At 70.6% G+C, this 9,646-nt stretch carries 12 protein-coding genes and 3 pseudogenes; 5 read left to right on the top strand and 10 right to left on the bottom strand.

Features of this window, described 5'->3' with window-relative positions; translation table 11 throughout:
- The 3 genes from FRZ03_RS38925 to rpmB all read right to left on the bottom strand — a co-directional run.
- Positions 1-385 (bottom strand): DUF6313 family protein (locus tag FRZ03_RS38925; RefSeq protein WP_222443349.1); only part of this gene is annotated, 385 nt, incomplete at its 3' end.
- A 626-nt stretch (positions 386-1,011) separates the two neighbouring features.
- On the bottom strand, positions 1,012-1,317 hold the full coding sequence (gene rpsN, locus FRZ03_RS08765; protein ID WP_146464596.1) for a 30S ribosomal protein S14: 306 nt from the start codon (positions 1,315-1,317) through the stop codon (positions 1,012-1,014).
- Positions 1,317-1,553, bottom strand: coding sequence for a 50S ribosomal protein L28 (gene rpmB, locus FRZ03_RS08760; RefSeq protein WP_146464595.1), 237 nt, complete (start codon positions 1,551-1,553; stop codon positions 1,317-1,319). Before rpmB ends, rpsN begins: the two co-directional genes overlap by 1 nt.
- Before the next feature lie 81 nt (positions 1,554-1,634).
- Between rpmB and rpmG the strand changes: the two genes are divergently transcribed.
- The 4 genes from rpmG to rpsR are packed head-to-tail and all read left to right on the top strand — an operon-like array spanning position 1,635 to position 3,493.
- Complete coding sequence (rpmG, locus tag FRZ03_RS08755; RefSeq protein ID WP_017949758.1) at positions 1,635-1,799, top strand: 50S ribosomal protein L33; 165 nt, start codon at positions 1,635-1,637, stop codon at positions 1,797-1,799.
- 6 nt (positions 1,800-1,805) lie between these two features.
- The gene (locus FRZ03_RS08750) at positions 1,806-2,063 is read left to right on the top strand and encodes a type B 50S ribosomal protein L31 (protein ID WP_146464594.1); all 258 of its coding nucleotides are present in this window, start codon (positions 1,806-1,808) and stop codon (positions 2,061-2,063) included.
- A complete protein-coding gene (locus FRZ03_RS08745; RefSeq protein ID WP_146464593.1) occupies positions 2,060-3,229 on the top strand; it encodes a CobW family GTP-binding protein in 1,170 nt (389 codons plus the stop codon). The genes FRZ03_RS08750 and FRZ03_RS08745 overlap by 4 nt, the downstream gene beginning before the upstream one ends.
- A 21-nt stretch (positions 3,230-3,250) precedes the next feature.
- Positions 3,251-3,493 (top strand): 30S ribosomal protein S18, encoded by a 243-nt coding sequence (rpsR, locus tag FRZ03_RS08740; protein WP_146464592.1) that lies wholly within the window; start codon positions 3,251-3,253, stop codon positions 3,491-3,493.
- Between the two features lie 85 nt (positions 3,494-3,578).
- Here rpsR and infA read toward each other — a convergent pair whose 3' ends face one another.
- The 7 genes and pseudogenes from infA to FRZ03_RS08705 form a co-directional block, all read right to left on the bottom strand.
- Entirely contained in the window at positions 3,579-3,803 is a 225-nt protein-coding gene (gene infA / locus FRZ03_RS08735) for a translation initiation factor IF-1 (protein WP_103817901.1), read from the bottom strand.
- A 65-nt stretch (positions 3,804-3,868) separates the two neighbouring features.
- A pseudogene (locus FRZ03_RS08730) lies at positions 3,869-4,668 on the bottom strand (GNAT family N-acetyltransferase).
- 252 nt (positions 4,669-4,920) lie between these two features.
- Positions 4,921-5,795 (bottom strand): annotated as a pseudogene (locus FRZ03_RS08725) (GTP-binding protein).
- A gap of 6 nt (positions 5,796-5,801) precedes the next feature.
- Entirely contained in the window at positions 5,802-5,972 is a 171-nt protein-coding gene (rpmF, locus tag FRZ03_RS08720) for a 50S ribosomal protein L32 (protein WP_146464591.1), read from the bottom strand.
- Positions 5,973-6,293: 321 nt separating this feature from the next.
- The gene (locus FRZ03_RS08715; protein WP_146464590.1) at positions 6,294-7,154 is read right to left on the bottom strand and encodes an oxidoreductase; all 861 of its coding nucleotides are present in this window, start codon (positions 7,152-7,154) and stop codon (positions 6,294-6,296) included.
- The gene (locus tag FRZ03_RS08710; protein ID WP_146464589.1) at positions 7,141-7,998 is read right to left on the bottom strand and encodes a helix-turn-helix domain-containing protein; all 858 of its coding nucleotides are present in this window, start codon (positions 7,996-7,998) and stop codon (positions 7,141-7,143) included. The genes FRZ03_RS08715 and FRZ03_RS08710 overlap by 14 nt, the downstream gene beginning before the upstream one ends.
- 170 nt (positions 7,999-8,168) lie before the next feature.
- Complete coding sequence (locus FRZ03_RS08705; RefSeq protein ID WP_146464588.1) at positions 8,169-9,287, bottom strand: FAD-dependent oxidoreductase; 1,119 nt, start codon at positions 9,285-9,287, stop codon at positions 8,169-8,171.
- Between the two features lie 240 nt (positions 9,288-9,527).
- On the opposite strand from FRZ03_RS08705, the pseudogene FRZ03_RS08700 reads away from it, so the two are divergent.
- Positions 9,528-9,638 (top strand): annotated as a pseudogene (locus FRZ03_RS08700) (DJ-1/PfpI family protein); the annotation flags it as partial.
- Positions 9,639-9,646: the final 8 nt, after the last annotated feature.

Below are 9,646 nucleotides of genomic sequence, written 5' to 3'. Positions count from 1 at the left end.
GGCGGCGTAGTTCCGCGAGTACATCGTCCATCTCTCGCGCGTGGTGAGCGTGGATCTGCTCGGTGATGACGTAGCCGGCAGCGGATCCGATGACTGCTGGGATGGCAGCCCAGCCGATCAGGGACAGAGGCCAGGAGCACCACTGGTGGCGTACGGCCGCAGGTGAGGTGATGCCGATCATCACGTCATAGGCGTTTGCCCAGCCGATCAGGAACCCGTCGAGCACATACAGTGCCCCGCACGCCCCCAGCACGATGACGCCGCGGCTGAGCAACCAAAGTCCGAACCTGGGAAGGGCATGCCGGTCGGCCCAGCGCGCCCGCAGCCGTTGGCGACGGCCTGGCTGGGGCGGTCCGGCGGGTGTCGGCGCGGATACGGAAGACACCCTACTGAGGGTAGGGGTCGGGCCGTGATACCGGGAGGTCAAAGGCAGTCGCAGCAGGCCGAGTTGTCCGAGGGCCGTAGCTTTGACCGGATGAGTTGTCGTACCACTCGATGGTGGTCCCGATGAGACTCGCGGCGACGATCCTGCCGAGCCCGGCGGAGGGCGGGAGAGCGGCGTTTCCGGATGCCATGTGCGCCACGTCCTCGTGGGCGATGGGGACGGGTACGTGTCGGCGCACGGTAGAAACACGCAGGTCAGGCGCACACATGGTGGGGCAACATGGTGGCCACCATGCCGACTCACGGAAGCGCGGTCTCCCAGGCGATGCCTGCCCTCGCCGAGGGGCGACGGTTCCGGCCGGCTGCAAGGCCACGCTCACCTCGCAGACCGGCTTCGTCGTGGACGACACCGCCCTGACGACCGGCTGACCGGTAGGAATTGAGCGCTCGACCCCGCACGCGGAAGCCGTCCGCGTGCGGGGTTGGGCCGCACCCGCCTGGTCGTGGCAGATCGTCACGAGCAGGTGCCGCCGCCTGCCGTTCAAGGTGGCGGAAGGCGCGTTCGAAACCGGGCACGGATTCGGGCCGTGTCGCCGACGCGCCGTTGTGAGCCCCTGGTGTGCCGGGTTACCAGCTGCTGTTGGTCACACCAGGGAGCTCGCCCGCGTGGGCCATCTCGCGTACGCGGATGCGGGACAGGCCGAAGGCGCGCAGATAACCGCGGGGGCGGCCGTCCACGGAGTCGCGATTGCGCAGGCGGGTGGCGCTGGCGTCACGGGGATGCCGGCGTAGTTCCCGCTGGGCGGCGGCGCGGTCCTCGCCGGAGCTTCCGGGGAACGCGATGATCGCCTTCAACGCGGCGCGGCGCGCGGCGTATCGGGCCACGACGAGGCGCCGCTGCTCATTCTTGGCGATCTTGCTCTTCTTCGCCATCAGACCTTCCCTCCCCGGGCGCGGACACGGGCCACCGCGGCCTCGATACCGATCGTGTCGACCGTCTTGATGCCCTTGGCCGAGAGCGTGAGTCGGACGTGGCGGCCTTCGCTCGGCAGCCAGTAGCGCTTGCGCTGGATGTTGGGGTCGAAGCGGCGCTTGGTGCGCCGGTGCGAGTGGGAGATGTGGTGGCCGAAGCCGGGCTGTCGGCCGGTGAGTTGGCAGTGGGCGGACATGGCTGTTCCTCCTCGGGGTGGATGAAGCAGCACACTAGCGCCAGATGAAAATGAAAACCAATCTCATGTATGGTGCTGGTCATGGCCCGTAACGAACTGCGCCCGATCATCAAGCTGAGGTCCACCGCCGGCACCGGCTACACCTACGTGACCCGCAAGAACCGCCGTAACGACCCCGACCGGCTCACCCTGCGCAAGTACGACCCGGTCGCCGGCCGCCACGTCGACTTCCGTGAGGAGCGCTGAGAGCCCGTGAAGCCCGGAATCCACCCCGAGTACCGGCCCGTCGTCTTCCGTGACCGCGCCGCCGACTACGCCTTCCTCACCCGGTCCACGGCCACGAGCGCCAAGACCGTCGAATGGGAGGACGGCAACACCTACCCGGTCATCGACGTCGAGATCTCCTCCGCGAGCCACCCCTTCTACACCGGCACCCAGCGGGTCCTGGACACCGCGGGGCGGGTCGAGCGCTTCGAGCGCCGGTACGGACGCGGACGGAGCAAGCCGTGAACCGGGACGAGGCACGGCTGCGGGTCGCGATCGTCGCCGGGTTGCACGCCGACGCCCGCCGGGCCGCCGTGGAGCAGCTCCTGCGTACGGTCCCCGGCTCGGTCGCGCTGCACCACGACCTGACGTCCGCGGTCGACAGCACGGTGCACCGGACGGTGCGTGACGCCCGCGGCCTGCTGGGCAGTGGCGACGCGCCCCTGGTGAACGACTGCGCGTGCTGCGCGCTGCGCGAGGATCTCGTCCCCGAACTGCTACGTCTCGCGCAGGAGGGCAGGCACCGGCTGGCCGTCGTGGAACTGTGGGACTCCGTCGAACCCCAGGCCATGGCCGCGGTCGTCGCCGCCGCGGGCGCGCCGCTGGCCCTGACCGGGGTCGCCACCGCGGTCGACCCCGCACTCGTCCTGCCGTACCTGTCCAACGGCGACGACCTGGCCGACATCGGCCTCGCCGCCGCGCCGACCGACCAGCGCACGGTCGCCGGCACCTTCGCCCGGCAGCTGGAGTACCCCACGGTCATCGCCCTCGCTGACGACGATTCGTGCGACGAGGTCGCCGACGACACCGACCACGCGCTGCTCGCCCAGCTCACACCAGGCGCACGAAGCGTACGGGTGGAGAGCGGCGGTGCCCTGGGGGCAGCGCTGTCGGCGGGCTTCGACGTGGCAGCGGCCGCCGCTCGTGTGCATCCTGCGTGCGCGCTGCTGCCGCAGTCGTGCGACGAGCACGGTGTGGGCACCTTCGTCTGGCGGCGCGAACGGCCCTTCCATCCGCAGCGCCTGTACGCGGCGCTCGAGGACCTCACCTGCGCCGCCGCGCGCAGCCGTGGGCGGTTCTGGCTGGCGGACCGCCCCGACACCCTCTTGTCCTGGGACGCCGCAGGCGGCGCGCTGTGCGTGGAGCCGGCCGGCCCCTGGCTGGCGGCTCTGCCCGACGCCGCCTGGGACATGGTGCCCGCCGAGCGCCGTCTCGCCGCCTCCGTGGACTGGCACCCGGAACACGGTGACCGCTGCCAGCACCTCACCTTCACCTCGCCCGGCCTGGACCGCGACGGCCTGCAGGCCCTGCTCGACTCATGCCTGCTCACCGACGACGAGTACGCGGCGGGCAGGGACTGCTGGCGGCAACTCCCGCACGCCTTCGACGACTTGCTCGACCCCGTGACCTGAGAAGAGAGGACCGACCCCACCATGTCCCGACGCACCGGCATCCGGCGTCAGACCGCCAAGCCCCAGCGCATCAACCCGCTGGACGCCGCCGGCATCACCTACATCGACTACAAGGACACCGACTTGCTGCGGAAGTTCATCTCCGACCGCGGCAAGATCCGCAGTCGTCGGGTGACCCACGTGACGCGGCAGCAGCAGCGGCAGATAGCGCAGGCCATCAAGAACGCACGCGAGATGGCGCTCCTGCCCTACCGCTCCCGATAGGACGATGACCCCGTGCGGAGGCAGCGGAACCACCGCGCCTTCCGACTGCCCTACCGGGTGATCTCGGAGGCGCCGGCTCCTTCCGCTACGCCCGGTACCGGTAGCGGATCCGGCCGCGGGTGAGGTCGTAGGGGCTGAGTTCCACGAGCACCCGGTCGTACGGGAGGATCTTGATGCGGTTCTTCCGGATCTTCCCGCTGATGTGGGCCAGCACCGTGTGCCCGTTCTGGAGCTCCACCTTGAAGGTGGCGTTGCGCAGGCACTCGACGACGGTGCCCTCGGCTTCCACGCCCCCTGCTGTCTTCGTCATGGTCTCTCACTTCTTTCGTAGTGCGACGGTGTCTTGGGGTTCGCCCGGTGTGATGTGGCGGTGCGTCAGCAGTAGACCAGCTCCAGGGTGCTGGCCGTGCGCCGGGCACCGATGCTCTCGAACAGGGCGGTGGCCGCCGCGTTGGACTCGTCCACCTCGGCCCATGCCGAGGCGGTCCCGGAGTGGTGCAGCGAACCCAGGGCGTGGGCCAGCAGCGTCCGGGCGATGCCGCGGCGGTGTCTGTCGGCCCGGACGGCGATCAGCCCGATCCGTGGCTCGCGGGTCAGCGGTGTCACCCGGATGAGTCCCACGTACTGATCCATGTGCCGGGCCACCGCGTACTTCGACGGGTCGAGCAGGGTGGCGCCTGCCGGGCGGGGCAGCACCTCGGCCGGCATCGTCTGCCATCCGACGGTGGCCTCGACCTCGTCGCGGATGAGGCGGTCCAGGGCGCGCAGCGGGCCCTCCCCTCCGCCTCACCGGCGGGCACGATCGTCACGCCGGACGGGGGACGCACCGAGCCGAGACCGGTGATGTGCGGGTCGGTGGGCACGAGATGGCCCCACTCGCGACGTGCGGTGGCGAAGCCGGCCCGCTCCCAGGCGGACCTCGAGTCGTGGTCGGTCTCGTCGACGAGGGTGTACAGCGGAGTCGGCAGGTCCGTCAGCATGGCGTCGGCGATGCGGTCGAAGACCGCGCCGTGCCACGCGTCGATGCTGACGAAGAGCCGTCCGTCGGGTCGACGCGAAGCGACGCCGCGGCCGACCGTCAGGTCGTCCTCCACGGCGTGCCACTGCGTGTCCGAGACCCGCGTGACCACGACCGGATGGCTGTCCGTGCCCGGAGTGGATTGCACAGAGTTCACAGGTGTTGCCTTTCAGAAGTGCCTTGTCCGAGGCGCTCCCGGCGACACCTACGTCAATCGCCCACCGTGACGACATGGGGGAGCACCCACATGGATACAGCCTTCATGGGTCTCACCTCCTCGCGTTCTCCCACGGCTGCCCAGACGCTATCAGCGGGGGCCGGGCCAGCCCAACGCATTTGTCCGGAGCTCTTGGTGTCCATACCGGGCCGGGCGGCGCCGTGGCTGTGTTCGCCGCCCGGCCCGGGGTCCTCAGGGGCCCGCCACGAGTCCGGGATGCTCGTGGTCGCAGGTGTCGTCGATGCCGTAGGTGTCCCAGACGGGGAACGGGTCCGTGGGCGGCAGGCTCTCGCCGGCGGCCATGAGGCAGCCGGTCAGTGCCGCGTGCAGTGCGTCCGCGCGCAGGTGCGTGCCGATGAAGACCAGTTCCTGGCACTCGTGGCTGTCCGTGGTACGTGCGGCGGAGGGCTCGAAGCGCGCGACGGAACCGGCCTGTGACCACATGCCCGTCACGTGCGGGCGGCCGGCGAGGATGAAGAAGCCCTTGGAGCGCAGGATCTGTCCGTATGCGCCGCTGTCGAGTCCCTCGGTCACGAACGTCCACAACCGGCCCGGATGGAACGGCACTCCGGAGCGGAAGACGGTGGAGGAGATGCCGTACTCCTCCGTCTCGGGGACGTGGTCGCCGTTGAGCTCCCGCACCCAGCCGGGGGCCTGTTGGGCGCGTTCCAGGTCGAACAGCCGGGTGCCCAGCACGTCGCTCACCTGCACGCGGCCGTGCACGGCCGGGACGAGACGCGCGGCCGGGTTGAGGCGGGTGAGCGTCGCCCGCAGCCGGTCGGCGGACTCCTCGTCGACAAGGTCGAGCTTGTTCAGGACGATGACGTCGGCGAACTCGACCTGGTCGTGGTCATCTCGACCAGGCGTTCCTCGGTACGCGACAGGGCCGCCTTGCCGCCCCGCACCAGGGCGGCGTCGATGTTGACCTCGCTCATGTCATTGACGATCACCGCGACACGCAGTCCCTCGCGGTTGCCGAGAATGTGGTTGAGGAGGGTGGTCTTGCCCGCACCGAGGAATCCGGACAGGACGGTGACGGGCAGGCGGCCGGCGGGGGCGGACGGCATCAACGCTCAGCCCTCGGGGCGCAGCAGCCCGCGCTCGTACGCCTTCACCAGCCGCTGCGGCACCAGGTATGACACTCCGTCGACAGTGACCGGCACGAGCGCCGGCGTGGTCGCCTTCCACCGGGCGCGGCGGTGACGGGTGTTGCTGCGGGACATCTTCCGCTTGGGAACAGCCATGGGAGTCCTCCTCGTCGGGGTGGCGAGTAGAGGCTACATGAAAATGAACACCATTACGAAGTTACTGACCGCCGCCGCCCGGCAGTTCTCCGGCCGCGAGCACGCGGTGCACGAGGCCGGGGAGGAGACCGCGTTGCGGATTAACGAGCTGTCGTTTTCGCGCTCGCCGCCTACCTCACCGTCGACGCGGGCCCTGGCCCGGTCGGACGAGTCGTCGTACCGCTCGACGGTGGCCCCGATGAGACGCGCGGCGACGATCCTGCCGAGCCCGGCGCGCGTCCACCGCGCGAGGGCGTCGCACGAGAGGGTGGGCGAGGCTTCTCAGCGTGTCGTCCGCTCCGCGGGGAAGTCGGCGCCGAGCGTCACCTCCCGCCAGTCGTCGAAGGTGGCTTTAAGAGAGTCGAGTTTGGCGGTGGCGATGTCGTACGCGGCTTTGCCCAGGAGCAGGCGGAGCGGCGGCTCTTCGGCTGTGACGGCGTCGATGACGGCCCGGGCGGCGCGTGCGGGGTCTCCGGGCTGGTGGCCGTAGGTGGCCAGGGTGTGGGCGCGTCGTGCGCCCGCGGTGGGGGCGTAGTCGTCGATGGCCGTGGCGGACTGCCGCATGGAGGGGCCGGACCAGTTGGTGCGGAACGCGGCGGGTTCGACGATCGTCACGTTGATGCCCAGCGGGGCGACCTCGGCGGCCAGGGATTCGGAGAGTCCCTCCACGGCGAATTTGGTGGCGTGGTAGTAACCGGTGGCGCCGAAGCCGACGAGTCCGCCGAGGGAGGACATGTTCACGATGTGGCCGCGGCGACGGGCTCGCATGCCGGGCAGGACGGCCTTGGTGGTGTCGACCAGGCCGAAGACGTTGGTGTCGAACAGGGCGCGGACCTCGTCGTCCTCACCCTCCTCGACGGCGGCGAGGTAGCCGTGGCCGGCGTTGTTGACCAGGACGTCGATGCGTCCGAAGGCCGTCTGTGCCCGGGCGACCGCGCTCGATATCTGCTCGGCTTCGGTGACGTCCAGCGACAGGGCGAGGGCGCGCTCCTCGTGCCCGGCGACCACGTCGGCGACCTGGTCGGCGTCCCGGGCGGTGACCACTGCGCGCCAGCCCTGTTCCAGCACGGTGCGGGCGAGTGCCCGGCCCAGGCCGGAGGAGCAGCCGGTGATGAACCACACGGGGGAGTCAGGGGAGTTCATGCAGGATGTGTCCTTCGTCTGAGATGTCGTGGATCTCGGTGAGAGCGAGGCTGCCCAGCAGGGTCAGTGACTGTGCCGCGGCGCTGCCGGGTTCGGCCCGGTAGACCACCAGGTGCTGGCCGGGGGCGCTGTTGACCGAGAAGGTCTCGAAGTCCAGGGTGAGGTCGCCGACCAGCGGGTGCCGGAACCGCTTGGCCGAGGCCGTCTTGGCCCCTACGTCGTGGCGCTCCCACATGCGGGCGAAATCGGGGCTGCGCACCGACAGTTCGCCGACGAGTTCCCGCAGTCGCCGGTCGTCGGCGGCGGGATTGGCGGCCCGCAGCGCGGCCACGCACCCCTGCGCCACGACGGCCCAGTCGCGGTAGAAGTCTCGGGCTGCCGGGTTGAGGAACATGGCCGTGATGAGGCTGGTCCGGCCGCCGAGCCAGGAGAACAAGGCATCGCCGAGGGGGTTGACGGCCAGCAGGTCGAGGTACCGGCCGTAGACCAGAGCCGGGGTGTCCGTCCAGGCGTCCAGCAGCGACAGCAGTTGGGGGCCGGCGTACTCCCGGGCGGGCCGGGGCCGCGGCAGCTGTGGCGGATCGACCGTGGCACGCAGGTAGGCGGCTTCCTCGTCCGTCAGCAGGAGCGCGGCCGCCAGGCCCCGCAAGACCTGGGGGGAGGGGTTGCGTTCCCGTCCCTGTTCCAGCCGCACGTAGTAGTCGGTACTCACCCCGGCGAGGACGGCGACCTCCTCCCGGCGCAGGCCGGGAGTACGGCGCGCCCCGCAGGGCATCCCGTGGTCCTCGGGGCGCACCCGTGCGCGGCGGGCCCGCAGGAACTCACTCAGCCGGTTGTTGTCCATGCCGTCCAACGTATCGGCCGGCAACGGGGAGATGGTGGCCCTGTCACACCCACCCGCGGGAGTTGCCGCAGGCCGGCCCGGACGGGTGCGGCGTCGGGGACCGGCCCGGGATCGGTCTCCCGTCGGCGGCACGCTGCCGTGACCCGGTCGCCCGGCTGAGCAGTGCCTGTTCAGGCACCCTGCGGCGGGAGGATGTCGTCCAAGACCTTTGCGCACTCCCGGGCGGCTTGAGCCGAGCGGGGAAGCATGACGCTTTCGTAGGCCCGGACCGCGTCCTCGACGGTGGACTCGGCGACGAGGGCGTGGGCCAGGTCGGCGCCGTCGAGCATGGCGAGGTTCGCGCCGAGCCCCACGGGCGGCATCAGGTGCGCGGCGTCGCCCAGCAGGGTGATGCCGGGGGCGTGTTCCCAGGTGTGCGGTACGGGCAGCACGAACACGGGCCGTGCGATGAATCCGCCCTCGTTGCGGCGTACGAGGTCGAGCAGGCTCTCGTCCCAGCCCTCGAACAGGTCCACCAGGTGCCCGCGTACGGCCTCGGCGTGATCGAGGGCCACGCCCGCCGCCACGTGCCAGTCCTGCGGGGCGCGGAAGGCGACGTAGACGCGGATGTGGCCGTGGCTGTCGCGCTGGGCCAGCAGAGCCTGGCCACCGGTGCTCGCCAGCATGGTGCCGTGGCCGACGAGGGCGGCCAGGGAGGGATGGCGGGTGTCGCAGTCGGCGAAGCCGGCTTCCATGAAGGTGACGCCGTTGTAGGTGGGCGTGGCCTCCGACACGGACGGACGGACCCGGGACCAGGCCCCGTCGGCACCGATCACCAGGTCGACCGTCTCCGTGCTCCCGTCATCGAACAGGAGCCGCCGGGTGCCGTCCTTGTCGTCGGGCGGGGTGACAGCGGTCACCGCACGGTTCCACCGGACCGTGTCCGCGGCGAGGGAGTCAAGGAGCAGGGCGCGCAGCTGGCCGCGGTCGATCTCGGGGCTGTCGTCATCGTGACTGGGCGGCCCCGGGACGGGCAGAACGGCGGCGGTGGCGGGGTCGAGCATGCGCCACTCCTGGCTCTCCGGTCGGGCCAGGGCACGGAACTCGTCGCTCAGCCCCGCCGCCCGCAGCGCCGCCTGTCCGGTACCGCCATGGATGTCGAGGCTGCCGCCCTGGGGGCGGGCGTCGGGGGTGGCCTCGCGTTCGTGGACGGTGACGGACCGGCCGTGGCGTTGCAGGACGCGGGCACAGGCGAGGCCGCCGAGGCCGGCGCCGACGACGGCGATGCGGGCGTTGGCTGTGGAGGGCATGGGATGGACCGCCTCTCAGCAGGTCGATGGGATGGTGCCGGGAGATCCGGCGCTCCGCCACGAAAGCACAGCCATGCCGGACGCAGCTAACGATTAATCAGTTCCGGGCACGAACACGGGGCGCCTGGAGAGTCGGTGGCATTATCCCGTTGAAACCTGTCATCAGTGCCACTGGGCGATCACGGTGGCAGCCGGTTGACTTCGGGACGTCCTTGGAAACCGATCCCCGAAGGAACAGCGATGCACACCCAGGTCGTCCTGTTCGACGGCTTCGACCCGCTCGATGCCGTCGCCCCCTACGAGACGCTGTACGCCGGCGGCTCGGCGTCGGACGGCGCGGTGACCGTCGAACGGGCCTG

Origin of the sequence: Streptomyces misionensis (assembly GCF_007896895.1) — a bacterium.
GTDB lineage: Bacteria > Actinomycetota > Actinomycetes > Streptomycetales > Streptomycetaceae > Streptomyces > Streptomyces misionensis_A.
This window is presented reverse-complemented; position numbering and strand designations above follow the sequence as displayed.

Bases quoted from the DNA above. Each gene is read 5' to 3' on its own strand.
- rpsN (WP_146464596.1), bottom strand. From the start codon at position 1,317: ATGGCGAAGAAGAGCAAGATCGCCAAGAATGAGCAGCGGCGCCTCGTC.
- rpmB (WP_146464595.1), bottom strand. From the start codon at position 1,553: ATGTCCGCCCACTGCCAACTCACCGGCCGACAGCCCGGCTTCGGCCAC.
- rpmG (WP_017949758.1), top strand. From the start codon at position 1,635: ATGGCCCGTAACGAACTGCGCCCGATCATCAAGCTGAGGTCCACCGCC.
- rpsR (WP_146464592.1), top strand. From the start codon at position 3,251: ATGTCCCGACGCACCGGCATCCGGCGTCAGACCGCCAAGCCCCAGCGC.
- infA (WP_103817901.1), bottom strand. From the start codon at position 3,803: ATGACGAAGACAGCAGGGGGCGTGGAAGCCGAGGGCACCGTCGTCGAG.
- rpmF (WP_146464591.1), bottom strand. From the start codon at position 5,972: ATGGCTGTTCCCAAGCGGAAGATGTCCCGCAGCAACACCCGTCACCGC.
- FRZ03_RS08715 (WP_146464590.1), bottom strand. From the start codon at position 7,154: ATGAACTCCCCTGACTCCCCCGTGTGGTTCATCACCGGCTGCTCCTCC.
- FRZ03_RS08710 (WP_146464589.1), bottom strand. From the start codon at position 7,998: ATGGACAACAACCGGCTGAGTGAGTTCCTGCGGGCCCGCCGCGCACGG.
- FRZ03_RS08705 (WP_146464588.1), bottom strand. From the start codon at position 9,287: ATGCCCTCCACAGCCAACGCCCGCATCGCCGTCGTCGGCGCCGGCCTC.